The following is a 22,746-nucleotide window of genomic DNA, read 5'->3' as shown; positions in this document are numbered from 1 at the left end:
CCCTTATCGCCGCCGGCCGACCAGCGGCCCCGGCCGGCGCAGCAGCACCCCGATCCTCACGATCCCGTCCGGGCTCTCCTCGGCGCGCGCCTGGCCGGAATAGGTGCCGGGCGGCGAGTCGACCGTCGCGCCGGCGGCGGGCGGCCCGCTGCTGTCGGACGAGGCGATTCCCAGGAAGGCAGCCCAGGCACGGTCGGCGTGACCGTCGCCGTCGCGATCGGCCACCAGGCGCGGGTTGCCGGTCGGCCCGATCATCTTCTTCAGCTTGTGCAGGTCGGCCCGCAGCACCGGGTCGCCCAGCGGGATCCGCACCTTGCGGTCCTCGAATTTCTGTTTGGCCGATGTCGCGATGGCGAGCTGGTGCGGCGGCGTCATCAGCACACCCTCGACCCGCAAGGCACCGTGCCGGCGCTGCATGTCTTCGACCGGCTTTTCCCCCATCCCGGTCTGATCGGCCGCCAGGCGCACCACCCGGTACTTCGCCATCAGCTCGTCGATCACCGCATCCTGCTCGGCGAAGGTCGCCCGCCGCAGCGTCCGGATCTCGCGGGTCCAGAGAACATCGCCGACCACCTCCCACACCCACGCGACCCACAGGTCGTTGCGGCGGGCGATGTCGTTGCCGATGAAGCACGGGCCGCCCTGGTACAGCTCGGGCCGGCCGGCCTCGTCGTGCTCGCAGGCTGTGATCAGCTCATAGGTCAGCCAGGCGCTGGCCTCGTCCAGCCACTGCAGTTCGTATTCCTGCGCCCAGGCGTCCTCGTCGCCGATCGCCGCCCGCAGCTCGGCCACGTCGCGGGGCAGGCCATCGGCCACAGCCTTGTAGATGTCGACCTCGTGACGCGACCAGCTCTTGTCCTGGCCGGTGACCAGCTCGTGAAACTTGTTCCCCTTGCCGTTGGGGGTCGAGACGATGCGCAGCTTGTGGCCGGCTGAGATGACCGGGAACAGCGCCTTCCAGATCGCCCGGCTGTCCTGGTGAAATGCGAACTCGTCCAGGAAGACGTTGGCCGAGAAGCCGCGGGCGGTGTCCGGATTTGCCGGCAGCGCAGTGATACGCGATCCGCCGGGCAACTCTACTTCCAGGGCCTTGTACCTGGACTTGTCCTCGCCGATGAAATCATAGTCGAGCTCCTCGAAGCCCATGTCGTAGGCTTTCGAGTGGACCTTCACGCCCTCATTCATCGCTTCGGTGGCCTGCCGCTCGCCACGGGACAGAATCACCCACCGGCGGCGCTGGCCGAGGGTCCAGGCTTCAAAGCAGTCGTCGACGATCTCCAGCGTCGTCGTGAAGGTCTTGCCCGTCTGGCGGGCGAACATGCCGATCTTGAACCGGCTTCGGTCCAGGAACCAATCGCGCTGGAAGCCGAGAAGCGGGACCGCAGGCCCGGTCATGTGAAGATCCCGTACACGTCCTCACGGATACGCTTCAGCACCGCGGCCGGGTCAGGCTTGGCATCCGGTCCGGCCGCCTCGATCTCGGCCTCTACCGCCGCCAGCTTCTTCTTCTGCTCGTCCGCCCAAACCTTCTTCGCCCTAGCCAGGTCGATGTCGGCCCGGGCCGATGTCTGCGCGTTGCGCAGGGTGGCCGACAGCCGCTGGGCGTCCAGGGTCGACAGCTGCACCGGCTCGCCGTCCACCACGGCCGTCTGCAGCCGGAACACCAGGTCGTGCAGCAGCTCGATGTTCAGCCGTGCCAGCCTGTCCTCGCCGGCCTCGCCGTATCGCTCGACCAGCTCCCTGGCCATGGCCCGGCTCTGCCGGATGCGCTCGCCGATCGCGTCCAGCTTCTGGACGTGCTCGCCAAGGCCGGTGCGCGAGATGGTGTCGACCCCCAGCGACCGCAGATGCGCCAGGATCTCGTCGATGGTGTGCCCCTGCTCGCGCAGGCGGCCGATGGCCTCCCGGAACTCGCCGGGCAGCCGGTCGATCTTGGACGGGCGGGCCATGGCGTCACTTCCCCATGCGGGGGTATTCGATGCCGTCGATCGGCTCGACCTCGCGGTTCAGATAGTCCTCGCCGCGGCGGGTCAGCGTCACCACCAGCACCCGGGCCTCGTACCAGGTGTGCCCGACCAGGCCGCGGTCCTTCAGCCACGCCAGGTCCTCGCGCACGGCGTCGGCCGTCGCCTGGCGGCCGGCGAAGCCCAGCAGGTGCAGCCCTTGCTTGAGCACGCTCTCGTTGGCGCTGCCCTCCGATTCGGCCAGCAGGCGCAGGATGGCCAGGCGCCGGCTCTTGGTGTTGGCCTCGGCGAAGCTCATCGGGCGCTCCCGCTCATCAGGTGGTCGGTGATCCGGTTGAGGTTCTCGTTCATCCCGGCGACGCCCGCCCCGAGGCGGCCGACATCCGTCTCGACCCGGCCGATGCTGATGGCCAGGCGCTCGAAATCGGTCCGGGTCGGCAGGTGGCTGACGTCCCGCTCGACCAGGGCCAGGCGCTGCTCGGTCGCGGCCAGCCGGTCGCCCGTCTTGGCCTGGTTGTCGGTGATCTGGACCTCCAGGGCCTTGAAGCTGGAGTTGCGGTCCGCCACGGCCTTGTCGTGATCCTCGCGTGTCAGGAACTGGTGCCGCATCGACCACCCGATCCACATGACCAGCAGCGGCGACAGCACGCTCGCCGCCACGGCGAAGGCCGGCCACCATTCCCGCATCCAGTCCGGCATCACCGTCCCCTTCCTTCGGCCGCGGTTTCGCAGCCCACACAGCGCGTCACGCCCCCGAGGGCCTGGCGCTCCTCCGGGATCGGCTCGCCGCAGGCGAGGCAGTCCGGCGATGACGGCCGCCCCCGGCTCAACTGACTCCGCTGCCGGGCGCGCTGTCGTTGCTCGGCGAGCGCCTCGATCCGGAGGCGCTCGCTCAGTTCATTGGCCTGGTCGATCGGGTCAGCCACGGCAGGCCGCCAGTTGCTGGTCCAGGCGATGCAGGCGCTCGAACCATTCCTCGGTCGCCGGCATGTCGTCGGCGTGGCGCTCGAACTCGGTTGCCACGGCCGGCCCCGCCGGTGGGAAGGCCGGGCACACGCTAGCGCCCCCGCATCCAGTCAAGGATGCGGCGGCGGCCAACAGGAGCGCCGGCGCCGATATCGTTCTGTTCCGCCAGGGTGTCCGCATCGCTCCGGGCCTGCTGTTCCTTGGCGCGCGCCTGGCCCGCCAGATAGCCGAGAAGGGCCGGCAGCAGGGCCTTCAGCCATGCCGCCAGCCCTTTTAGGGTGTCGCCGATCACGGGGATGCCCGGATGAAGGTCGCGGCCTCGCTGCGTTGCCCAAGCTTCGCCTCGATCAGTTTGCTCAGCTCGCCGGGGGAGGCGCCGAGCCGATCGAGCGCGGACGCCGCGTTCGTCTGGGCATAGCCGAGAACGGATGCCATCACCTGGTTGTGAACGTCGACGGAATTGATCGAGCCACCCACGGCGGCCAAGGCCCGGCTGATACCGTTCTCAACCGCACCATGCAGAAGCGCTCGCGCCTGGGCCGCCACCTGCTCGGCCTGGGCATTGCCCGACAGGTGCAGCCAGCGCAGCGCCCAGCCGATCGCCAGGCCGGCCAGCCCCTCGATGGCGACCATCAGGTACTGGCCGAGCAGCGCCGCCGTCGGTGAGAAGTCCACGGTGGTGCCGTCGGCCGCCTGGGCCGGCAGCGACGTCAGCGACAGGGCGATCGGCGCCGCGCAAGCGGCGACCAGCAGGCACCATCCGAACCATCGGAAGATCTTCATTCACGCCTCGGGGTTGGGGCCGCCTCGGGCGGCCGGAAGGGGCGGCGGCACGGGGATGCCCTCGTACAGCGCCGCGCGCATGTCCGGGCCCAGCATGCTCAGCCCGGTCAGGTTGTGGTCCTGGCGGTAGAGGTAGGCCGCGGCACGGCTCTTGGCTCCGAACCAGCCATCGACCGCCAGCGGCCCGTATCCGAGCAGGTTCAGCATCGCCTGGATCTCGACGATGTCGTGCCGCTCGGTATTGTCCGGGTCGTGCGCCACCGCCAGCTGGCGGGCATAGGTCGCCGCCAGCTTGGCCGGATAGCCATTGGCCCGGCCGCCCTTGCCGTTGTAGCCGTCCGACAGGCGCAGCCAGGCCTTGTCCTGCAGCGCCGGCTGCAGCCCGGCCGACCGGATGAAATTGGCGAAGCCGTGGAGCTGGGCGTCCTCGTAGTCGCAAAAGGCGCCGATCATGGCCCCCGGCAGCACATAGCCGGCCATCTCATGGCGTTCGCCCATGATCTGCGCGCAGCCCCAGCTGGCCGACATCACGGCCGCCACGGGATCGAGGGCATAGGCTTCGCCCATCCGCGAATACTCGGCAGCCCCGCCGAGATAGCCGCCCGGGCTCGCGTTGCTGACGCTGCCGTTCACGCGGTCGAACCGGCCGCCGGTCAGCTTCCGGAATCGGTGACGCTCGAACAGGATCTTGGGGCGCCCGTCCTTCATGAAGCCGGCGCCGCCGGCTTCAACCATGACGAAGGTCTGGATCGCCGCGACCTCGCATTTCAGCTCGTCGGCCAGGCCGTCGAAGATGCCGGAGCTGCGGGCACGCGCCCTCCCGCGGAAGTCCGCGGGGATCAGGTTCAACGCAGCATGCGCGGGATCTTGAAGGGGCATTCAACGGGCTCCGGTCGAGCCCGCAGGATGCGGTGATTATCGGCGGGGGATCAGGCGCACCATGGTGCGCCCCATCACCGGCATCAGGTCAGAACAGGCTGGTCTGCCGTTCGTCGACCTGGCGGCCACCCTGCCGCTCCAGGATACGACGAACCGAGAAATCGGCAATGCGCAGCTCGCGGGCGATGCGCGGCACCGGCCATTGCAGGCTGGCATAGTGCTGCACCAGCCAGGCGCGGGCGACCGGGATCCGGGGCGACTCCCCGCCCAGCGCGGCGGCCAGGCGCACCGCGGCCGCCATGCCGATCGCCTTCACCACCGGGCTGTCGGCCGGCGGATCCTTCGGGACATAGACCCGCACCCCGCCGAAGGCCTTGACCAGGTCCAGCGCGGCGTCGTGGCCGATGATCTCGATATAGGGCTCGACCTGGGGCGGCGGCGTCGGGGCGGTCATGGCAGCCATCCGATCTGCGGCGGGCCGTTCCAGCCGCGTGCCCAGACGAACCAGGCGAAGGCGACCTTGCCGCCCTCGGCTTCGACCTGGCCGGACTCGAGGGCATCGCCGGGCGGCATGCTCAGACGGCGCGAGAACACCCACACCCGAGCCAGACCGCCCTCCAAGAACCACGGCAGGCGCCCCTCGCTTTCCAGGAACGCCAGGCGCAGCAGGGCGCACACCTTCCGCACCCCCAGGTCCCGCGCCCGCTGCACGAAGGCCTGGGCGTCGCGGTAAGGCGGGTTGAACCAGACTTCATCGACGCCGGCGGGCAGCTCGAAGCCCGCATCCAGGAAGTCGGCGATCACGCCCTCGAAACCGCGGTCGCGGATGTCGGACCCCAGGCACTCGATCCCGGCCGCCCGCAGCACTCGCGGGATGTTGCCCCGGCCGCAGCAGGGGTCCAGCACCAGGCCGTCGGCCCGCTCGGCGTCCAGCAGCAGTTGCACCGCCTCCTGGCTCTCGCAATACCAGTCGTCGCGGTGCCGCCGGCGCCGCGGTTCCTTGCGGGGCCGGCGGGGCTTGGCCGCCCGCTCGGGCGGCAGCATCAGCGCCAGGTCGGGGAACAGCGGGCCGGTCACAGCTCTAGCCCCGGCTGCTGGCCGGCGGGGCAAATGCCGAGCACCCCTGCGGCCAGCGCCGCCCGCTCGCGTTCGACATGGGGCTCTCCCCAGGCGCGATGCCCGGACGGTCGCCGGCAGGCTGCCCCGGCCGGGGCGCCGCAGTCGGGGCACGGGACCCGCGTCACCGGATGGTCCGGCCACGCTTCGCCGCAGCGGTGGCAGTGGAAGGTCATGCCGTCACCTGCGCCCGGCCGCCGGCCATGACCGGCACGTATCCCTGGCCCAGGGCCCGGGCGATGAACAGGGCGCGCCAGGCCTGGTCCAGGGCCCAGGCCTGCGCCGCGGCAAATTGCGGATGCCGCCGCAGCGGGGCCATCGGGTCGGGCCGCTCCGGCACGTGGCAGTCCACGACGCGGATCGGCGCCGCGATCGGCTTCAGCCGCCGCCGGCGCCGGTCGCCGACGCGCTTCTTCGTCTTGACCAGCCCCAGCTGGTGCCGCAGGTCGCGCAGCGTTTCGTGGATGGCGTCGCCGGCGTTGCGCGGCGTGCCGGCGAAGGCGCGGTAGTGCTCCTCGCCATTCCAGGTGAAGTGGATGCGCGGATGCTTCGAACCATGGGCGAAGCGGATGTCTGTCGCCCCCAGGCGGTCCAGCTCGGCGGCCAGGGCGTTGCCGATCTCATTCATGCGGTCACCTGCGGCCCGTTGGCCAGCTCCAGCAGCACGTCGACATGGCAGGCCAGCTCGGCGCCGCACCAGCAGGCCAGGTCGCGGCCGCGCAGCTCCGCGGTGTTCCGGGCCGGCCAGGACAGCGGCGACTGGGCCCAGCGCCGATACCGCCACACGGCGAAGCGGTGGGCGACCGCCCGCGAGCTGCAGAAGTGCCGCCGCGGCCGCGCGACCCAGTCGGGGTCCAGGACGCACCACCCGTTCCCCGGCTCATAGGTGACCCGCCAGGGGTTGCCCCAGCGGTTGCCGTTGCCGCGGCCGCACACCACGGTGCCGGGCGGCAGCCGCCAGCCCTTGGTCCGGCGCAGCTGGACCCGCTTCGGCCGGCCGGTCATCGCAGCCCTCCGGCCGCCTCGATCGCCGCGCGCTTGCACGCTGCCCAGCGATCCCGGGCGACCTGGCGTGCGCGGTCCACCTCGTCGAGCCATTCCTGCCAATAGCGGTTCCCCGCTTCGGAATAGCGGCGTTGGAACAGCCGGTCGGCCGCGATCGCCCGGCGCTTTGCCCGACGGCGGCTGGCCTTCAGGCGCCCCGGGACCAGCTTCCAGTGTGGGCCGCACACCCATTCCTCGCCGGGCCGGATCGGCGGCTCGCCGCTCCGCACCCCGCGGGTGCGACGGCAGAACGGCACCAGGCAGGCGAGGCGGCCGGTCATCGGGGCCGCCCCGAAATCGCCCGCCAGACGGCCTCTGTGGCCTTGGTTCGCTGGGTCTGCCGGATCACCTTCGCGTCCTCGGGCGTCGGCTTCTGGACCTCGGCCTTGGGCGTGACCGGAGGCGCCGGCCGGTTCAGGATGTGGTCTGTCATGCCGCTACCTTCGGGAACTCGTCCCAGGTGCGACCGTCCAGCATCCGGCCGGCCAGCTTCTTGCCGACCTTCAGATGCAGGCAGATATCGTCGCCCTCGTAGAGGCAGGCGTCAGACCAATACTTCGACCGCGGATCCTCATTGCTGTCGAGATCGGGGATGTGGTGCCGGTCGATCATCTCTCCGTTCTGGGAGTGCCAGAGAACGGTACAATTCCGGTCCGGCTGGTAGGGGACCCATTCGCCCCATTGCTTGAACAGGAAGGCGGTGCCGGTGGATTGGCATTGGTCCAGCAGGCTGCGAGGTCCGTCCGGATGCGTCGGCCTGGCCTGGGGGCCGCTCTCGCCGCCGCAGATGACCCAGTGCAGCGCCGCCTGGCCCGCGAGGGCGCTGCGGGGCTGCCAGCCGCATTCGCAGTCCTCGTCTTTGGGGCACGCCGAGCACGGCTCCGCCGGCCCCCACAGCCATTCGGACAGGTCGACCGGCCCCAGCAGCGGCTCGCAGGACAGGAACCGGATCGTGGCCGGCACTGCCAGCAGATGCGGGACACGCCGATCGGCCTCGGTCTGGTTCTCGACCGTGGTGCCCAGCCAGACGTTCGGATAGCCGTCGCCCCAATCCTCCGGCAGCATCCCGGCGATCAGCTGCGGCCGCTTGGTCAGCAGCAGCCAATCCAGGTGCGGGGTGTCGCGGATCAGCTTCCACAGCCGGTCGCGCCAGGCCTTCGGCACCTTGTTGTCGAAGACGTCGGCCAGGCTGGCGCAGAACACCCGATACCGCCGGCCCTCGGCCTGGGCCCGGCGGTTCCAGCGCACCGGCTCGTTCCAGTTGCTGTCGCTGGTCAGCCGCCGATCGCCGGCCCACAGGCCGGCCTGGCCGGTCCGGAGCGCCCATTTCTCGGCGTAGCAGAAGTCGCATGCCGGGCTGACCTTGGTGCAGCCGACCCAGGGATTGAAGGTGTGGTCGGCCCACTCGATGCCGGTGTTCTCAGCCATGGGCGGCCTCATTCCAGGTCCAGAAGCCCTGCGCGCCGCGGGCGGGCACAGGCGGCTCCAGCGGCACGATGTCGGAGACCGGCCATGCCCAGTTGCAGTGCTCGTCCCGGTCGCTGTCGTTGATCACCCCGCCGAAGACGGCGGCGATCTCCCAGCTGCGAACCGGCTCGCCGAGGATGACGGTGCCCAGCATCGACGACAGGGGCAGCAGGCCCGGGCTGGTGTAGACCCGCTTCAGCAGAGGCAGTGCCAACTCCGGCTTCAGGCAGGTGGTCCAGGCCTCCGGTCCCTGCAGCCGAAGGATCAGGTCCGCGACCTCGGATTTGTCGATCCGATGGGCGCCGGCGTGGATGCCGACGCGCTTGCCGCGATAGGCGCGCGGGATCGGCCAGCCGCGGAATTCGAAGGGCTTGGCGCCGATCATGATCAGCGTCGCCCAGGGCTGCCAGACGGTCAGGGCCGGGATCATTGGCGCGCTCCCGTGCCGCTGATCTCGCGTTCCAAATCATGGGCGAAGGACCGGAGCTCGACATCGATCAGGTTCATGCGCCGCAGATCGTCGGCGGTCGGTTCCCGGTCTCCATCCAGGATCGTCATGATCGACGAAAAGAGATGCTGTGCCCCGGCGAAGAACGCCTTTCGCATCTCCTGAAGCTGGGTCTTCGAGGCGCCCTCAGGGATCGCCGCAAGACGCAGGCCGACCCAGCCGGCCTCGATCAGCTTGCCTTCGTCAGTCAGCTCGCGGCTGAGGCGTTCGAGATAGGCGCGGTCAACCATGTCGGATCTCCTGAAGGGTTGCGCGGCCGGCCTCGGTCCATGCGATGCGGATCCGCTTCCGGCCGATCTTTGGGTCCGGATCCGGGGTGATCCGCAGCAGCCCGGCTTGCTCCAGCGGCACCAGCAGGCGCCGCCAGTACCAATAGAAGTGCGGGTGCCGGACCACGCCCTGGGCCAGCCGGTCGACCAGCTCGATGTGGTCGCCGGCCAGCAGCACCGTCGCGTCGGGCGCCGTCACGACACCGTCTCCGGCGGCTCGCCGCCGCTGCGGTGCGGGCTCGCCCTGCAGGCGTCGCAGGGGCGCGGATGCCCCGGCGCCGGCTTGCCCTGGTAAGAGTCCTTCACCGTGTCGCCGCAGCGCGAGCACAGGGTGCCGTTGGCCCGCAGCTCGCGCGGATGGGGCAGCTGCCGCCTGGTCATGACCGGCCCTGCACGCGCGCGATCCAGCCCTTCAGCGCCTCGATCACGGGCCGGGCCTGCCTCGGGTCCTGCAGGAAGCGGCACGCGGTCACCTGGTCCTTGGTCTGCCGGCGGACGAAGGCGTCCAGCGCTTCGTCCGAAGCGTCCTCGAGCGCGCCGAGCTGGCGCAGCTCGGCCCACAGGCCGCGCGCCATGCCGGCCTGGCCGCCGCCGAGGCTGGCCTTGTAGGCCTGCCGCTCCTCCAGCGCGCCCAGCTCGCGCAGCCGGTCGATCACCCGGCGCCGCTCGGCCCCGGTCATGTCGCCGGACGATTCCTTGCCGGTCTGCCCGCGCAGCAGGTCGCGATAGCTGTCCTCGGTCAGGGCCAGGGTCTTGGCCCCTTTGTGGATCAACCCCAACTCGGTCCGGCGCAGTTGCTTCGCCTTGGTCTGCTGGGGGTTGTCGGTGGCGAGACGCAAGGTCATAGCGGGGTCTCCATATTCAGGATGCGGGTGCGCTCGTCCTGGCAGCGCCGCAGTGCCTTCCAACGGCGGTCCTCGGCCTCCGCGGCTTCGCGATAGGCGCGAAGAGCTGCGGCGCTGCGGGGACGCTTTTTGCAGGCCACTGCCGCCGCCTCCGTGTCTCCAGACGCCACGCGCCATGCCGACCGCAGGCGCTCAACCCGCCCCCCTAAGGCCTCCGACGCGGCGAGCACGACTTCGAGATCCCGGGCGCCCCACACCAGGCGCCTCATCACTGCCAGCAGCTCGTCTTTCGACAGCCGGCCGAGCAGCTCCAGCTGGCCCGGCGTCATCGCAGCAGCCCCGCCACCGGCGCGGTCGCCGTGCCGACGCCGGCGTTGACGGCCAGGGCGGCGCCGGCGCGCTCGCCGGCCCATTTGTCCCGGCCGTAGCCCGAGGGGGCGGCGGGGATGGTTAGGGTCACCAGGTCCTTGCCGATCACGGCGAACAGCAGCTCGCGCCGCTGCCGGATCGCCATCCACATCTCGCCAGTGGTGCCGCCCCGCTGCCGCCACAGGCCTTTCCACAGCTTGTCGCAGATGCGCTCGGCCAGGCCCTCCTCGAAGGCGCGCATGGCGGCCGCGCGGGTCCGGGCCACGCGCCGGCGCCGGAACTCCGGCGAGGCCCTGTGGGCGCTGCGCGCCGCGGCCACGGCCCGGGCCACGACGTCGTGGACATACTCCGCGACCAGCACGTCGGCCTCGCGTCCGAAGTAGATGATCGACCGCTTCCCGCGCCTGGGCGTGTAGGTGTAGGCGACGCAGCGGGCGAAGTCGCCGACGGCCAGCCAGATCCGGTCGATCGGCGACCGCGCCTTCCCGATCGTCTCACGATGGTCGGTCATCTCCATCCGCTCCAGCTCGGCCTCGGTCAGGCCGTGCTTGGCCAGGATCTCGGCCATCTTCTCGGCGGCGCTGGCGGCCTCGGCTTCGGTGCAGCCGTTCTCGACCGTCATCCGGCGCAGCGCGTCCAGCTTGTCGCGAAGGGACTTCAGGTCGGCCATGTCAGCTCTCCTCTCCGCCGGCCAGGCGCAGCAGGGCTTCGTCGCGGACCAGGACGTGCCCGGGCGGGATGTTGGGGACGTCAGGCGCGCTGGGCTTGGCCGGGTGGCCGCGCAGCATGCGGTTGAAGCTCGTGACGATGTCGCTGCGGTTGGCGCCGGCGGCCTCCAGCGTCTCGACCCAGCCGGCGTGCAGGGCGACCAGGTCGTCGAAGCCCAGCACGATCGGCTTCGTCGGCGTGGCCGGCGCGCGCACGCCCCGCACCATCAGGATCAGCTCCAGCGACGCCGCCCGCACCTGGTCCTTCAGGCCGCGGGACAGCGTGCGCGCGGCCTGGACCATGCCGTTGATCCGCGAGATGCCCAGCGCGATCTCGATGCTGTTCATCGCCGGCCACCCTGAAGGAGTGCGATCCACCAGGACCCGAAGCACCCAGCTTCAACCTGTTGTTCACAACAAGTTGAAGCGGGGTTGACCCCATCTTCCGGCAGCGTACCGCTGCAGCTGAAGCACCGGCCGTCTGCATCGCGACGCCGCCGATCGGGCGGGCAATCGCAGTTGGCGATCGCGTCCATGGCGGTCACCCGGCCGCGACGCTGTCGACCGTCAGCGGCGGCTTCTGCATACCGCTGCGGATCAGATTGGCCTTCGCCAGCAGATCGGACGCCGTCACTACCTCGCCGGCGCAGTGGAAGCTTTGCGGGCCGCCGCGGACGGCCCAGCCCTGGCCGCGCAGGAAGGCGACGACGTCATCCATCGTCGTCCGCATCGGCGCGGCCTGGCGCACCATCGGCGGCGGGGGCGCCACGGGCCGGAGCCCCGACCCGATCAGCACCGGCGGCCGTGGCCTGAGCGTGGCCGGTCGCGGCGCCGGCGGCGGCACGGCGGCCGGCGGCGCCTGCGCCGGCGGTGCGGCCGGCTCCGGCATCGCCGCCGCGGGCTCGGCGATCGGCGCCGCCGCCGCCAGCTGGTAGCGGCGGTTGTTGGTCTTGCCCGTGACGGTCAGCAGGCCGTCATCGACCATGACCTTCAGCCGCCAGGCCGCCGCGCCCGGCGTGAGGTTGAGGGCGAAGGCGACATCCTTCAGGCGGATATGCCCGAAGCGAGCCTCGATCGTCCGGCAGGCCTCCATGGTCGCGTCCTGCCACTCCGGCGCCCCGTCCGCCCGGGAGCGGGGCCGGAACGACACCGCCTTCGCCGACGCGGGCGCCGGCGCGTCGCACTGGTCCTGCCACGCCTGCAGCTGCTCGGTATCGACATAGTGCCCGGCCTGCTGCAGCAGGGTCCCGATGACCGTGGCGGGATTGCCGTCCAGCGCCGGCGGCTCCGCGATCGGCGTCTCGGCCGGCTCCGGCACGCTGGGCGCGGGGGCTTCGGCGCCCGTTTGGTCAACCAGGTGATACTGGGTTTGATTGCTGACGCCGGAGCTGGTGACGTGGCCAGCCTTCAGCATCTCGCGCAGGCGCCACCCTGCAGCGGCGGCTCCGATCGCCAGCTCCGCAGAGATCGTGGCCGGCGTGATCCGATCGCCGCGGGCCGCGATGTCCCTGGCGGCGGCAACGGTGGCGCCCAGCCAGGACGGGGTCGCGCCAGGCGCGGCGCACGTCCGGCGAGGCGCCGCGATGGGCCCGGCCGGCCCGGCCGGCGCCGGCGCGGGCTCAGAACGGGTATCATGCCCATTCTCGCTCGGCGGCGGTGCGGGCGCCGGCGTCGCGATCGCCGGATCGCCGTCCCGCACGATCTCCAGCTCGGGGGCGCCGGCCCAGACGTTCCAATCGACCGACGCCGCCATCGGTGCCGGCAGGAAGTACACCGGCACCGGGGCGGGCACCTGGCCGCCCTGCAGCCAGGCCTCCGCGTCCTTCGCGGCAGTCAGCGCCGCGGCCAGGCCGTCGTGATCGGCCAAGGCGGCGGCGAGGAGACGGGTACGGATTTGCACGTCCATGGTTCCCTCCTCGATGTCAGTGGAATTGCGGCCGGGTGGCCGCATTGGTGGCGAGGTCGTTGCGCAGGTTGGTCTGGGCGACCGCCATGGCATTCGAGACGCAGGTCGGGCAGAAGCCGGCCTGCGCCGAGCCCAGTGCGGCGGCGCGGTAGAGCGCCAGGATCGCGTTCAACAGGACGCGCGGCTCGTCGCAGTCGGCCGTGGTCACGACACCCATCAGGCGGTGGGCCAGCGCCGCCACGCGCTCGGCCTCGGCCTCGTCCAGCTCGGTCAGGTGGTGCGGCCTAGACATCGGCCGCCCCCTTGCAGGTGCTGCACAGGTCCGGCTCGGCCCAGCTGCAGCGCGGGGTGCACGCGTCGTCCTGAGTGCAGCCGCAGTCGCGGCAGATCGCACCGATCACCGAAGGGATCCTCGGAAGACCGTTTGCCCCTAGCTGGGCGGCCAGATCGACCGCCGACGCGGCCCGCTGGAAGAGCAGGTCCACTGCGTCGCCGGCGTCGAAGGCCAAGTAGACGCGGTAGACCCGAGGGTCCCGTTCCGGCGCTATCTCGACGTAGCGGTCGACCACCATGGCCGCCACAATCTCCAGCGCGATCGCGCCGATCGCCGCCTGGTGCTCGGGATCGAGGGTGGCCCAGACGGCCGCGCCGTCGAAGCGTGCGAGGGGCTCAGTCATCGGCTTGGCCCCCGGCATATTCGACGGCGGCCCGCAGGTTCTTCAGCTCGGCCAGCACGCGGTCGCAGTCGTCGACGATGACGCCGTCTGCCGTGCCCCAGATGTCGGCGATCTCCTCCAGCATCGACACCATGCGGTCGATGCGGCTCCGGCTGGCCTTCGCGGCGCCGCGTGGCGTCCAGCTGGCCTTGGCGATGGCGCCCATCACGCCGCCGCCAGGTCGATGGTGACCGGCCGCCAGCTATCCTCGGGCGTGGCGCGGCGGTAGAACCGGATATACGTCTTGCTGCCCTCGATCCGGACGCTGTCGTTGATCGCCGCCATGGCCCGCTGCCAGCGCTCGTCCTGGATGTCGAGCCGGCGCAGGGCGAAGATCGCCTCGCGGCTGACCTTGCCCGTCTTGTCGACCTGGAAGGCGTGCTGGACCAGCACCTTGATCTGGTCGTTCGAGCCCTCGGACCACTCGGCGATGCACTCGTCGACCAGGGACTTCGCGACCTGCAGCTCCGGGCCGAAGGTCAGGTGGTCGGCCACCGCGATGACCACCTTCAGCGTGCCGTCGAAGCTGTTGAAGCTCATGTTGCCCTTGCCGGCGCCCCGGGTGACCCCGTACTGCTCGGCCAGCAGGTCGACGAAGGTGCCGACGTCGTCGAAGCAATGGGCCTTGAAGCGGCCGATCTGCGCCGACAGCTCGTCGGCATAGGCCAGCATCTTCGTCACCAGCTGGTCCTGCAGCTTGTCTGTAGCCTTGACCAGATGGTCCGGTACAAAGCGCCCCTTGGCGTCCTTCAGGCAGCCGGCCGGGACGTCATGATTTCCTGACGTCATGATTTCTGGCTTTCTGGCTTTCTGGCTTTCTGGCGTCGTCATCGGACGGCTCCTTCGGTTGCGAATTGGACGGTCGCCGGCTGCCCGATGCCGAAGGCGGCGCCGGCCAGCGGCACGCCCCACAGGACGGCGGAGAACAGCAGGGCCACGGTCAGCAGCTCGGCCAGGAAGCGCCGCGTCAGCAGCGCCACGCCGTCCAGCCGATAGGCATGCAAGGCCAGGCCGCCGACGAAGCCGGCGAGCAGGCAGAGCCAGCCGGTGGCGATGACGGCGGCGATCATGGCGCGCCCCCGTCGACCAGCTGCGGCGCGTCGGTCGAAGCCCCTTCGACCACGGCGGCGGCGAGGATGTTCATCAGCTCGGAGATCCCGAGCCCCCGCGGGCTGCGGCCGGCCAGCACGGCCTGGGCCAGCGCCAGCGGGTCGGCCACCTGGCGCGGCCCGTCGACAAAGCGATGCAGCTCGCCGTCGCCGGTGCGGATCCAGAACACGACCTGGTCGGCGCCGGGCGCCATATAGGCCATGACCGTGCCGCGCCGCTTGATGCCGTGCGCCGTGAATTCCTTCTCGGTCCCGATCACGACAGCGGCCCTCCCCGCGGGGCCCGGCGCCGGCGCGCGGCCGCCAGGTCGACCACGCCCTCCGGCAGCTCGCCGCAGATGCGGGCCGCGGGCGACCCCGGCTGGGCCATCAGGCAGCGGACGATCTCCGCCGCGCACTCCAGGTAGTCGGCCATGGCCATGCCCTGGTCCTCTTTCAGGACCACCAGCTCGTGCTCGGCCACCACGTTCACGCGCAGCATGCGGGCCACGAATTCGAGCTGCAGCGGGAGGTTGATCATGTCGTCCCTCCGGTCAGGCACGCGCCGATCGGGCAGCTCTGGCAGGCGTTCCAGTGCCGCAGCTCGCGCGGGTCATGGGTGGGGATGTTGCGGGTGCGGAAGCGGATGCACTCCGGGCCGGTGATCACCTGGCGCAGATGCGGGCAGGTCACCTGGTCCAGGGCGCCGCGGATCTTCCGCTCCATCTTCGCCGTGTCGGCCCCGTATCGGCCCTTCAGCAGCAGGCTGACCGCGGCGGCGGAGATGCCGATGCGCTTCGCGGCGCTGGCCTGGCTGCCCTCGGCGGAGACGGCCCGGCGCAGCAGGTCCATGGCCTGGGCGCTTAGCGCTTGCATGGCACGCGCTCCGCGGTGTTGGGGTCCGTCACATAGGTCTGGCCCTGCTCGACCAGCAGGATCGGCGCGGCCGACCCGGTGTCGCGCACCAGCAGCCAGCGCTTCGGCCCCAGCGGCGCCCTGGCCCGCGGCAGCGGGCTCAGATACCCGGCCGACCCCAGGGCCCGGACATAGCGATAGGCGGTGTTCCTGGACGACGGCTCGCCTTCGCGCGAGGCCAGGACGATCAGGTCCCCGACCGAGAACTTCTTCCGCAGCCGGATGGCGCGCCACAGCCGCCGCTGCAGGTCGGTCCGCGGGCGCGCGGGCCCCTGCAGGTCCGGCCGCACGCCGTTGGCCTGCAGCGGCTCATAGGGGCCGGCGACGCGCTGGAAACAGCCCTGCTCGACCCGCTCGACCGTGCCGTCGACCACCAGGGCCGCCAGCATCCCGGCCAGGGAGTGCCTCGGATAGGGCAGCGCCCCGGCCAGCTCGTCGATCCCCAAGCACGCGCCTGCCGGCAGCTTGGCCAGGATCGCTTCCAGCGCCTCGGGGCGGTACAGGTCGAGCGCGCTCATGCCCGCACCCGGATCGGCTTGCCGGACGACCGGTCGTTCAGCAGCACTTGGCCTTCCATGTCGGCGATCGAGATCGGGGCGGTGGCGCCGAGCGTCCGGGCGCGTCGCTCGATCGACCCGATGCCTTCCTTGATCTCGCGGACCAGGCCCTGGCTCTCGCGGTGCAGCAGCTTCACCAGGTCGTCGGCGACCGGCACCTCGCACAGCCCGTCCACCAGGCCGCGCACGTCGTCGATCGACGCCTTCTCGAACGCGACATACTGGCCGACGCGGCTGGCCACCTGGGGAAAGCGCGCCAGGTGGTGCCGCACCCGGCCCATGCCGACCAGGACGAACGGGATTTCCGTCATGTCCGACAGGTCGCGGAAGGTGTTCACGATCGTCTCGCGCTTCGAGATGTAGTCGACCTCGTCGATCACCACGGCGAAGGCCTGGTCCTCGCGGGCCGCCAGCCGCACCCGCTCGCTCAACCGCAGCAGGGCCTGGCCGTACATCCGTTCGAAGCTGCCGGCCGGCATCTTCTCGTCCAGGGCCGCCAGCAGCTCGCGCAGCACCCAGGCCGGGGTCCATTCCTGCTTTGCCCGCAGGTAGACCGCCGCGGTCTGGGTCACCCACCACTGCACAGTCTCGGTCTTGCCCAGCCCCGGCTCGCCGTCGACCACCACCAGGCAGGCCTCGTCGGCGCCGCGATCTTCCAATGCTGTGATCGCCGACATGTACCGGGCCGTATTACTGGTCTTGACGAAGCACTTCTTCATGAATTCCCTCCCTTAAGCGGCCCGGCGGGCGATGGCCCGCAGGGCTTCGATGTCGACCCCCTCGCACTCCAGCCACATCCGGGCGTTCGGCTTCTTCACCAGGTCCCGCGCCAGGGCGGCGTCGCCCGGGGTTGCCTCGTCGGGGTTGGCTGTGATCCAGCGCGCGAAATGCAGCTCGTCCTTGAACCGCGGCCGGCCCGCCGGCGCGGCCGGGGGCTCCACCGCTGCCGCGGCCTCGGCCTCGGCCCGGGCGTCCAGGCGGACGAAGGCGGTTTCCGCCCGGATGATCGTCTCCGGCTCCAGCGGCCGCGCCGCCTGGACGTCGATCAGCGCCGGGCCCAGCTCGGCCTCGATCCTGCGGGCCTGCGCCTGGTTGCGCTTCAGCCGGTCCACGTTCCGCTTCTGATGGGCGTCCTGCGCCACCGACACCGGCACATAGCTGGTCTGGTGCGCGTTCCACTCAGCCGTGCAGATCAGCTGCTGGTCCAGGCCACGGACCCAGACGCGCGTGGCGTCGTGGATGTCGTAGGCCAGCAGCACCTTGCGGCCGTGCCACAGCTCCAGCTCGTCGCTGAAATAGGCGTTGCCGCGGAACCGCACGATGCAGCGGTTGACCGTCACCTCGGCCTGCGGCCGGTACAGGTCGGGGTGCTCCTCGGCCGACAGGATGTCGGGGGTCCAGCCGGCGGCGATCGCCGCCTGCCACACCTCGTTGGGGCTCTGGTGCCGCTTCCGCCCCAGCGCCGGGTCCAGGATCTTCGGCAGGTCGCTGTGCGGCCGGTCGTTGTAGGCGTCGACCTGGTCCTGGCACCACGCCAGGAACGCGTCCCAATCCATCAGCAGCGGGCTGGCGCCCAGCTCCTCGATGTCGCGCTTGATGGCCGTTGAAACCCGCTTATAGGTCTGTTTATCGACGTCCCGGCCCTCATAGGAGGGCAGGAACCGGGCGCCGGTGACCCACAGGGATTGGTGGCTGCGCTCGATCACGCCGCGGGCCTGGGCGTCATAGGCCCGGGCCTGCCATTTCGTGATCTGCCAGCGGTGGATGAAGCCGGCGATCTCGTCGTCGAAGGCTTCGTTGTTGAAGCCGCGGCCGCGGTCGCTGTACCACATGTCTGGGACGCCGGACCGCTCGAAGGCATGGCGGCAGGCGTCCAGCGTGCCGATGGTGTTCTCCGACAGCGCCGCCGACCACCCGGCGATCCGGCCCGTGTGCACGTCGATGATGCTGGTGATTTCCGGGCGGAACGGCCGGCCGTGGATCGGGTGCGCCACCGTCGCCTTCAGCGTGTGGCCGTCGGGGACATAGACCGCCGCCGGCCACAGCTCGCTGACGTCGCGGGTGGTGTAGGCCTTCAGCGCCCGCAGGGCGCGGACGCCCATCCGGCCCCGGTTCCGCTCCAGCGCCGGCATCTGCTCGATCGCGCGCTGCACCGTGCGCAGCGGCGGCTTCGCCATGCCTTCGGGCAGGGCTCGGTCCAGCCGGTGCCAGCAGGCCGCGACGCTCGGCTTGCCGTGGATCTGGTACAGGTCCAGGAAGATCGGCAGCCAGCCCGGCACCTTGGCCGACGCGACCTTGGCCGGCTTCGGCGCCAGGGCGGGCACGCCGCCCCGGGCCCGGGCGGTGTGCCAGCGCTTCAGCGTCACCGCCGACACGCCGACGCGCCCGCCCTGGCGGTCGTTCGCCCGGTCGACCAGGCGCTGCAGCGACGGGTCCAGCGACCCGTCCGCCGCGCCCTGCTCGACCAGCAGCCGGGCCTGGACATGGCCGACGGTCAGCGCCAGATGGTCGACCTCGGCCAGCACCGCGGCCCTGGCCTCCATGCACTTCCGCTGGTGGTCCTTCAGCAGATGCGTCGGCACCGGCGCGGCGATCGGCGCCGGCGGCGCGCTCCGCGAGGCCGAGATCAGCTGGCGCCGGCCGAACTCGACCCGCGCCGCCTTCGGCAGGGCCGACAGCGGGTACTCCCGCCCGCCGCCGCGGCCCTGGCGATCGCGGAAGGGCCAGTTTTCGCGCCGGGCACGATCGAGCAGGCCTGCCTTGGTTCCGGGTAGCTCCGGCAGCCCTTCGGCTGCCCAGCCCTCGGCCGTCTTCCAGGCGTCAGTCACGGGCGACCCCCGAAGTCGCCCGCCGCCGGGCCGAATCGATGTCACGGCCAAGCTTGTCCTGCTGCTCGCGCAGCATTCCGACCTCGATCCAGGGAAGATATTTCCGCTCGATGACGACCAGCCCCAGCTCCTCCAAGAGGGCATTCAGGGGCCGCGGGTCGCCGGTCACCGCGACGAAGGCGATGAAGCGCACCGCGTTGACGATGCGGTCGTCCATCGACTCCGAGACGTAGGTGTTCAAGGCGCCTGGGGTTATCGTCTCCCCCAGATAGTCCGACATGCCCTTGGCCACCTCGGCCCGGGTCATGCCGCACTCCTTCAGCGTCAGCTTCAGCCCGCGGCACAGCTTGGCGCGCAGGCTGGCGGCCCGGATCAGCTCGGCCGCGAAGCGCTTCACCACCTTGGCCGGCTGCCACTCCAGCAGGCTGGGCTGGCCCGGGTCGGAGACGCGGCGCGTCATGGCGCACCCGCCGGCTTCGGAGCGATCAGCCAGTCGTCGCCGCCCGGCAGCTCCCGCCGGGTGACGTCGAACCGCTCGCCATCGACCGCTATCTGGACGCCTGCGCGGGCTCCGATCAGCAGCCGCCGCCGTCCGGTGGGGGTGGTGATCGTGAACGTCTCGACCTGGCCCAGGTCGATCGTCAGGTTGCCCTCGGCCGACAGCTGCGCCCAGCTCGGCATCGGCGCCGCCTCAGCCGTGGCCGGCAGGCGCTCCAGCGCCACCGGCGACAGATCGCGGGACGGGACGATCCGGCCGCTCCGGATCAGGACGGCCAGCGTCGTCAGGTGGTGGATGTCGTCGATCGTCAGGTTGGCCAGGCTGGCGAAGGTCTTGATCAGCCGCTGGCGGTTGGGGTCCGCAAGCGGGACGTGTTCTTCCCTGTTCATTTGGCGCTCCGTTTTTCACGGTGCGCAGCCGGCCGTTGGGCCTTATTCTTCCTTTCGGCACGGTCGGCGAGGCGCCGCGGCCACAGTTCCTCGGGGGTCTTCCCAAGGTACTGGGCAATGGCCGACTCGCCGGCGTAGTGGGCTGTGCCAAGGGCTATCCGGCAGGCCGCGGGCTGCAATCCCGCGTTTATCGCGACCTGGGTTAGGGTTTTCCCTTTGATGTGAACCCAGGCCCGGACCAGCGGTCCCGGCGTGTCCTTCAGCGTGCTGCGCATCGTGTCTCTTGTTGGTTGTGAATGCCGCCCCTCCCAGGGCGGTTTTTATCGGCAAATCGGACTTACGAACGTCATGAGAATACCTTATTCGGCATCTTCGGCAACGGCGAAAGAGGACTTTACGGTTACTTTTTCTGGTGGCGATTGCCGCTTTCTGGAAAAAGATGCCATATCAGGCACTTATAGAACTGTAAGGCGCCTCTTGCGGCATCTTCTGAATCTGACGGTTTGACCGATGAACAGTCAGACCGTTGGCGACCGTCTGCGCACCGCGATGAAGGCGGCGAAGGTGACCGGCGAGATGCTCTCCGAGCAGATCGATCTGTCTCTGTCGGGCATCCGGAAGTGGACCAGCGGTCAAACCGACCCCGGTTTCAGCCACATGGCCAGAGCCGCCGAAGCCCTTGATTTGTCGTTGGATTGGCTCGCGACAGGCGAGGGCCCGATGTGGCGGCGCGAACGACCGTGGGCGGCCGACCAGCCGCTCTACCAGCCCAACGATCGCGCCAGGCCGGCGCATCTGCACGAAGCACCGGCCGGCTACGGCTGGGATCCGAAGCTGATGCGGGAGTCGATCGAGACGATCGCGGAACTGCTGGATGATCTCGATCGCGAAGCCGACCCGGCCGCCTTGGGTGACTTCATCTTCGAGCTATACGAGCTGGAAATGGAGCGAAAGCAGGACGGCCAGAAAGTCGGCGCCGCAGAAGTCCTGCGTATCCTTAGAAAGGCCGGCTGATATTGGGAGCGTGGAATGCGTCGCATTGGATTGTTGATGGCCGCGCTATTGTCATGCGGCAGTGCCCTTGGAGCCGAAATAACCGACAGGGCGCGACCAGTTCTTACTGACGTCGTTGTTTATTGCGAGAGGAACGGAGTTGTGGATGGCCGGCGGGAGTTGGCCTGCAATGAGGCTATCGGCCGGTGGGGACTGCTGCCTTCAGCCGACAGGTCGGCCGAGCTCACCTGGGCGGTGGATACCATAGCCTCGGCTCGCCGGGTGGCTGGGGAAGCCATCCGCGTCCTGACCAAGCGCAACGACAATGAGGCCGCCGCACAGATGACCGAGGCTGGGGTCCGTTTGGACCGAGCGGTCGCCTCCATCAGAGACGCCCTGCGGCGCTGATTCCGCCGCGGTTAGCGAGCCGCCGACGTTTTGTTGTGGCATCCGCGCAACGATGCTTCGCTCCGCTTATACGCATGAGCGAATCCCGTTGCCATCGCCCTGGGAATGGTTTTTCATCCTACCTATAATAAAATTTAATGAAGGATAACGGGGACGATGGACAAGAAGGATATTCCGGAACGATTGCGCGGCAAAATCATAGAGAAAACAAAGCCTAGAGACTCGGATAGGGACGAGAAACCCAGGACGATTAACATCGGTGACGTGGGGCAAGGCGCCACCATCATTATCGGCGACGGTTTTGCGCTCAATCTTTCACAGATCAACATCTCGACTTCGGGGTTTCCAGACCAGACGAAGCGCAGCGGTGATTGTCGCGGTCCGGCTTCGCTGCTCGACGCCCTCGCGCCCGAGATCCAGCTGCCCCCGTTTAAGAGCCGCGCCGCGGGATCAAACCAAGTGGCGCGGAAGCCCTTGCGGATCAAATCGCCCGACGACGACGATCCGCCGCCCCCCGCCCCACAACCCCAGCGTCTCCGCGCCCGTCCGGCCTCATCCGGCCTTATCCGGCGAGATCCGGCCCAGATCAAAGCATCTGGCAGATCACAGTCCAGGCTGCGCAGCAGGAGCCGGGCCCGTTCGGCCGGGGCGAGCTCTGATGTCGTCATCGCGCCGCTACCTCGCTGGTTTTCTTGGAGATTACCTCGTCCGAGTGACAATTTGGCCGCGAATACGCCATATTGGGCGTCCAGCGTCCCCGGCAATGCAAATGTGCCCGCCGGGGGCGGGTGGTGAGAGTGGAGGGGGCCATGGCCCAGACGATCGCGCTCGTCGACGACGATCGCAACATCCTGACATCGGTCGCGATGTCGCTGGAGTCGGAAGGCTATGAGGTCCGCACCTTCTCCGACGGCGACGAGGCGCTGCGCGGGCTGGCGCAGAAGCCGGTCGACCTGGCCGTGCTCGACATCAAGATGCCGCGCATGGACGGGATGGAACTGCTGGGCCGGCTGCGCAAGACCACCAACATGCCGGTGATCTTCCTGACCTCGAAGGACGACGAGGTCGACGAGCTGCTCGGCCTGCGCATGGGCGCCGACGACTACATCAAGAAGCCGTTCTCGCAGCGCCTGCTGATCGAGCGCATCCGTGCCCTGCTGCGGCGCGAGCAGCTGGCCACCGACACCACCCCGGCCGATCCCGCCGCCGTGGTGACCCGCGGCGACCTGACGCTCGACGGCAACCGCCACGCCTGCCTGTGGCGCGGCGAGACCATCGACCTGACCGTCACCGAGTTCCTGCTGGTCAAGGCGCTGGCGATCCGCCCCGGCCACGTCAAGAGCCGCGACCAGCTGATGGACGCCGCCTATGGCGAGCACATCTATGTCGACGACCGCACCATCGACAGCCACATCAAGCGCATCCGCAAGAAGTTCAAGGCGCTCGACACCGAGTTCGGCCATATCGAGACGCTGTACGGCGTCGGCTACCGCTACAAGGAGGCTTGAGCGTCCCGGCGGCCGTCCCATC

At 69.9% G+C, this 22,746-nt stretch carries 41 protein-coding genes; 3 read left to right on the top strand and 38 right to left on the bottom strand.

The features are described from left to right. Positions 1-3: 3 nt before the first annotated feature. The 38 genes from ACTOWL_RS22510 to ACTOWL_RS22325 form a co-directional block, all read right to left on the bottom strand. Complete coding sequence (locus tag ACTOWL_RS22510) at positions 4-1,395, bottom strand: terminase large subunit domain-containing protein (protein WP_441323508.1); 1,392 nt, start codon at positions 1,393-1,395, stop codon at positions 4-6. After that, entirely contained in the window at positions 1,392-1,949 is a 558-nt protein-coding gene (locus ACTOWL_RS22505) for a phage protein Gp27 family protein (RefSeq protein ID WP_441323507.1), read from the bottom strand. The genes ACTOWL_RS22510 and ACTOWL_RS22505 overlap by 4 nt, the downstream gene beginning before the upstream one ends. 4 nt (positions 1,950-1,953) lie before the next feature. Beyond that, on the bottom strand, positions 1,954-2,262 hold the full coding sequence (locus ACTOWL_RS22500; RefSeq protein ID WP_441323506.1) for a VpaChn25_0724 family phage protein: 309 nt from the start codon (positions 2,260-2,262) through the stop codon (positions 1,954-1,956). Then, positions 2,259-2,663: a hypothetical protein gene (locus ACTOWL_RS22495; protein WP_441323505.1), complete on the bottom strand. Its 405-nt coding sequence runs from the start codon at positions 2,661-2,663 to the stop codon at positions 2,259-2,261. The genes ACTOWL_RS22500 and ACTOWL_RS22495 overlap by 4 nt, the downstream gene beginning before the upstream one ends. After that, a complete protein-coding gene (locus ACTOWL_RS22490) occupies positions 2,663-2,890 on the bottom strand; it encodes a TraR/DksA C4-type zinc finger protein (protein WP_441323504.1) in 228 nt (75 codons plus the stop codon). Before ACTOWL_RS22490 ends, ACTOWL_RS22495 begins: the two co-directional genes overlap by 1 nt. Positions 2,891-3,021: 131 nt before the next feature. Then, positions 3,022-3,222, bottom strand: coding sequence for a hypothetical protein (locus ACTOWL_RS22485; RefSeq protein ID WP_441323503.1), 201 nt, complete (start codon positions 3,220-3,222; stop codon positions 3,022-3,024). Continuing rightward, on the bottom strand, positions 3,219-3,713 hold the full coding sequence (locus tag ACTOWL_RS22480; protein ID WP_441323502.1) for a hypothetical protein: 495 nt from the start codon (positions 3,711-3,713) through the stop codon (positions 3,219-3,221). Before ACTOWL_RS22480 ends, ACTOWL_RS22485 begins: the two co-directional genes overlap by 4 nt. Next, positions 3,714-4,592 (bottom strand): N-acetylmuramidase domain-containing protein, encoded by an 879-nt coding sequence (locus ACTOWL_RS22475; protein WP_441323501.1) that lies wholly within the window; start codon positions 4,590-4,592, stop codon positions 3,714-3,716. It lies immediately after the preceding gene. A gap of 88 nt (positions 4,593-4,680) precedes the next feature. After that, positions 4,681-5,046 carry a hypothetical protein gene (locus tag ACTOWL_RS22470; RefSeq protein ID WP_441323500.1) on the bottom strand — a complete coding sequence of 122 codons (366 nt, stop codon included), beginning with the start codon at positions 5,044-5,046 and terminating at the stop codon, positions 4,681-4,683. Continuing rightward, positions 5,043-5,669 carry a hypothetical protein gene (locus ACTOWL_RS22465; protein ID WP_441323499.1) on the bottom strand — a complete coding sequence of 209 codons (627 nt, stop codon included), beginning with the start codon at positions 5,667-5,669 and terminating at the stop codon, positions 5,043-5,045. Before ACTOWL_RS22465 ends, ACTOWL_RS22470 begins: the two co-directional genes overlap by 4 nt. Positions 5,670-5,880: 211 nt before the next feature. Beyond that, positions 5,881-6,336 carry a hypothetical protein gene (locus tag ACTOWL_RS22460; protein WP_441323498.1) on the bottom strand — a complete coding sequence of 152 codons (456 nt, stop codon included), beginning with the start codon at positions 6,334-6,336 and terminating at the stop codon, positions 5,881-5,883. After that, the gene (locus ACTOWL_RS22455; RefSeq protein WP_441323497.1) at positions 6,333-6,713 is read right to left on the bottom strand and encodes a DUF4326 domain-containing protein; all 381 of its coding nucleotides are present in this window, start codon (positions 6,711-6,713) and stop codon (positions 6,333-6,335) included. Before ACTOWL_RS22455 ends, ACTOWL_RS22460 begins: the two co-directional genes overlap by 4 nt. Then, positions 6,710-7,033, bottom strand: coding sequence for a hypothetical protein (locus ACTOWL_RS22450; protein ID WP_441323496.1), 324 nt, complete (start codon positions 7,031-7,033; stop codon positions 6,710-6,712). The genes ACTOWL_RS22455 and ACTOWL_RS22450 overlap by 4 nt, the downstream gene beginning before the upstream one ends. Then, positions 7,030-7,185, bottom strand: a complete 156-nt coding sequence (locus ACTOWL_RS22445) for a hypothetical protein (protein ID WP_441323495.1) — start codon at positions 7,183-7,185, stop codon at positions 7,030-7,032. Before ACTOWL_RS22445 ends, ACTOWL_RS22450 begins: the two co-directional genes overlap by 4 nt. Beyond that, on the bottom strand, positions 7,182-8,180 hold the full coding sequence (locus ACTOWL_RS22440; protein WP_441323494.1) for a DUF5131 family protein: 999 nt from the start codon (positions 8,178-8,180) through the stop codon (positions 7,182-7,184). The genes ACTOWL_RS22445 and ACTOWL_RS22440 overlap by 4 nt, the downstream gene beginning before the upstream one ends. After that, complete coding sequence (locus ACTOWL_RS22435) at positions 8,173-8,649, bottom strand: hypothetical protein (RefSeq protein ID WP_441323493.1); 477 nt, start codon at positions 8,647-8,649, stop codon at positions 8,173-8,175. Before ACTOWL_RS22435 ends, ACTOWL_RS22440 begins: the two co-directional genes overlap by 8 nt. After that, positions 8,646-8,957 carry a hypothetical protein gene (locus tag ACTOWL_RS22430; protein ID WP_441323492.1) on the bottom strand — a complete coding sequence of 104 codons (312 nt, stop codon included), beginning with the start codon at positions 8,955-8,957 and terminating at the stop codon, positions 8,646-8,648. The genes ACTOWL_RS22435 and ACTOWL_RS22430 overlap by 4 nt, the downstream gene beginning before the upstream one ends. Continuing rightward, on the bottom strand, positions 8,950-9,195 hold the full coding sequence (locus tag ACTOWL_RS22425; RefSeq protein ID WP_441323491.1) for a hypothetical protein: 246 nt from the start codon (positions 9,193-9,195) through the stop codon (positions 8,950-8,952). The genes ACTOWL_RS22430 and ACTOWL_RS22425 overlap by 8 nt, the downstream gene beginning before the upstream one ends. Continuing rightward, positions 9,192-9,377, bottom strand: coding sequence for a hypothetical protein (locus tag ACTOWL_RS22420; RefSeq protein ID WP_441323490.1), 186 nt, complete (start codon positions 9,375-9,377; stop codon positions 9,192-9,194). The genes ACTOWL_RS22425 and ACTOWL_RS22420 overlap by 4 nt, the downstream gene beginning before the upstream one ends. After that, complete coding sequence (locus ACTOWL_RS22415) at positions 9,374-9,841, bottom strand: phage protein GemA/Gp16 family protein (protein WP_441323489.1); 468 nt, start codon at positions 9,839-9,841, stop codon at positions 9,374-9,376. The genes ACTOWL_RS22420 and ACTOWL_RS22415 overlap by 4 nt, the downstream gene beginning before the upstream one ends. Then, positions 9,838-10,170: a hypothetical protein gene (locus ACTOWL_RS22410; RefSeq protein WP_441323488.1), complete on the bottom strand. Its 333-nt coding sequence runs from the start codon at positions 10,168-10,170 to the stop codon at positions 9,838-9,840. The genes ACTOWL_RS22415 and ACTOWL_RS22410 overlap by 4 nt, the downstream gene beginning before the upstream one ends. Then, entirely contained in the window at positions 10,167-10,880 is a 714-nt protein-coding gene (locus ACTOWL_RS22405) for a DUF7168 domain-containing protein (RefSeq protein WP_441323487.1), read from the bottom strand. Before ACTOWL_RS22405 ends, ACTOWL_RS22410 begins: the two co-directional genes overlap by 4 nt. A 1-nt stretch (position 10,881) precedes the next feature. Beyond that, on the bottom strand, positions 10,882-11,265 hold the full coding sequence (locus ACTOWL_RS22400; RefSeq protein ID WP_441323486.1) for a hypothetical protein: 384 nt from the start codon (positions 11,263-11,265) through the stop codon (positions 10,882-10,884). Between the two features lie 193 nt (positions 11,266-11,458). Further along, complete coding sequence (locus ACTOWL_RS22395) at positions 11,459-12,823, bottom strand: hypothetical protein (protein WP_441323485.1); 1,365 nt, start codon at positions 12,821-12,823, stop codon at positions 11,459-11,461. A 16-nt stretch (positions 12,824-12,839) separates the two neighbouring features. Beyond that, positions 12,840-13,115, bottom strand: coding sequence for a hypothetical protein (locus ACTOWL_RS22390; RefSeq protein ID WP_441323484.1), 276 nt, complete (start codon positions 13,113-13,115; stop codon positions 12,840-12,842). Then, positions 13,108-13,500, bottom strand: coding sequence for a hypothetical protein (locus tag ACTOWL_RS22385; protein ID WP_441323483.1), 393 nt, complete (start codon positions 13,498-13,500; stop codon positions 13,108-13,110). Before ACTOWL_RS22385 ends, ACTOWL_RS22390 begins: the two co-directional genes overlap by 8 nt. Continuing rightward, entirely contained in the window at positions 13,493-13,705 is a 213-nt protein-coding gene (locus ACTOWL_RS22380; RefSeq protein ID WP_441323482.1) for a hypothetical protein, read from the bottom strand. The genes ACTOWL_RS22385 and ACTOWL_RS22380 overlap by 8 nt, the downstream gene beginning before the upstream one ends. Next, positions 13,705-14,328 (bottom strand): DUF3164 family protein, encoded by a 624-nt coding sequence (locus ACTOWL_RS22375; RefSeq protein WP_441323481.1) that lies wholly within the window; start codon positions 14,326-14,328, stop codon positions 13,705-13,707. The genes ACTOWL_RS22380 and ACTOWL_RS22375 overlap by 1 nt, the downstream gene beginning before the upstream one ends. 38 nt (positions 14,329-14,366) lie before the next feature. Then, positions 14,367-14,609, bottom strand: a complete 243-nt coding sequence (locus ACTOWL_RS22370; RefSeq protein ID WP_441323480.1) for a hypothetical protein — start codon at positions 14,607-14,609, stop codon at positions 14,367-14,369. Then, on the bottom strand, positions 14,606-14,908 hold the full coding sequence (locus ACTOWL_RS22365; protein ID WP_441323479.1) for a hypothetical protein: 303 nt from the start codon (positions 14,906-14,908) through the stop codon (positions 14,606-14,608). Before ACTOWL_RS22365 ends, ACTOWL_RS22370 begins: the two co-directional genes overlap by 4 nt. Then, a complete protein-coding gene (locus ACTOWL_RS22360) occupies positions 14,905-15,168 on the bottom strand; it encodes a hypothetical protein (protein ID WP_441323478.1) in 264 nt (87 codons plus the stop codon). Before ACTOWL_RS22360 ends, ACTOWL_RS22365 begins: the two co-directional genes overlap by 4 nt. Beyond that, the gene (locus ACTOWL_RS22355) at positions 15,165-15,503 is read right to left on the bottom strand and encodes a hypothetical protein (protein WP_441323477.1); all 339 of its coding nucleotides are present in this window, start codon (positions 15,501-15,503) and stop codon (positions 15,165-15,167) included. The genes ACTOWL_RS22360 and ACTOWL_RS22355 overlap by 4 nt, the downstream gene beginning before the upstream one ends. Beyond that, on the bottom strand, positions 15,491-16,060 hold the full coding sequence (locus tag ACTOWL_RS22350) for a hypothetical protein (RefSeq protein ID WP_441323476.1): 570 nt from the start codon (positions 16,058-16,060) through the stop codon (positions 15,491-15,493). Before ACTOWL_RS22350 ends, ACTOWL_RS22355 begins: the two co-directional genes overlap by 13 nt. Continuing rightward, complete coding sequence (locus ACTOWL_RS22345) at positions 16,057-16,818, bottom strand: AAA family ATPase (RefSeq protein ID WP_441323475.1); 762 nt, start codon at positions 16,816-16,818, stop codon at positions 16,057-16,059. The genes ACTOWL_RS22350 and ACTOWL_RS22345 overlap by 4 nt, the downstream gene beginning before the upstream one ends. 12 nt (positions 16,819-16,830) lie before the next feature. Then, on the bottom strand, positions 16,831-18,927 hold the full coding sequence (locus tag ACTOWL_RS22340; RefSeq protein ID WP_441323474.1) for a Mu transposase C-terminal domain-containing protein: 2,097 nt from the start codon (positions 18,925-18,927) through the stop codon (positions 16,831-16,833). Further along, complete coding sequence (locus ACTOWL_RS22335) at positions 18,920-19,387, bottom strand: DNA transposition protein (RefSeq protein ID WP_441323473.1); 468 nt, start codon at positions 19,385-19,387, stop codon at positions 18,920-18,922. Before ACTOWL_RS22335 ends, ACTOWL_RS22340 begins: the two co-directional genes overlap by 8 nt. Then, the gene (locus tag ACTOWL_RS22330; protein WP_441323472.1) at positions 19,384-19,815 is read right to left on the bottom strand and encodes a hypothetical protein; all 432 of its coding nucleotides are present in this window, start codon (positions 19,813-19,815) and stop codon (positions 19,384-19,386) included. The genes ACTOWL_RS22335 and ACTOWL_RS22330 overlap by 4 nt, the downstream gene beginning before the upstream one ends. Continuing rightward, positions 19,812-20,090, bottom strand: a complete 279-nt coding sequence (locus ACTOWL_RS22325; protein WP_441323471.1) for a helix-turn-helix domain-containing protein — start codon at positions 20,088-20,090, stop codon at positions 19,812-19,814. Before ACTOWL_RS22325 ends, ACTOWL_RS22330 begins: the two co-directional genes overlap by 4 nt. A gap of 235 nt (positions 20,091-20,325) precedes the next feature. Here ACTOWL_RS22325 and ACTOWL_RS22320 point away from each other — a divergent pair, with 235 nt between their 5' ends. The 3 genes from ACTOWL_RS22320 to ACTOWL_RS22310 all read left to right on the top strand — a co-directional run bounded on the left by ACTOWL_RS22320 (position 20,326) and on the right by ACTOWL_RS22310 (position 22,724). After that, positions 20,326-20,829, top strand: a complete 504-nt coding sequence (locus tag ACTOWL_RS22320; protein ID WP_441323470.1) for a helix-turn-helix domain-containing protein — start codon at positions 20,326-20,328, stop codon at positions 20,827-20,829. A gap of 543 nt (positions 20,830-21,372) precedes the next feature. Next, positions 21,373-22,011 (top strand): hypothetical protein, encoded by a 639-nt coding sequence (locus ACTOWL_RS22315; RefSeq protein ID WP_441323469.1) that lies wholly within the window; start codon positions 21,373-21,375, stop codon positions 22,009-22,011. A 14-nt stretch (positions 22,012-22,025) separates the two neighbouring features. Continuing rightward, positions 22,026-22,724 carry a response regulator transcription factor gene (locus ACTOWL_RS22310; protein ID WP_441323468.1) on the top strand — a complete coding sequence of 233 codons (699 nt, stop codon included), beginning with the start codon at positions 22,026-22,028 and terminating at the stop codon, positions 22,722-22,724. Positions 22,725-22,746 lie beyond the last annotated feature (22 nt).

This window comes from Inquilinus sp. CA228 (assembly GCF_052078665.1).
In the GTDB taxonomy this organism is placed as follows: domain Bacteria; phylum Pseudomonadota; class Alphaproteobacteria; order DSM-16000; family Inquilinaceae; genus Inquilinus.
The sequence above is the reverse complement of the archived record's forward strand: the minus strand, read 5'-3'. Positions and strand labels throughout refer to the sequence as shown.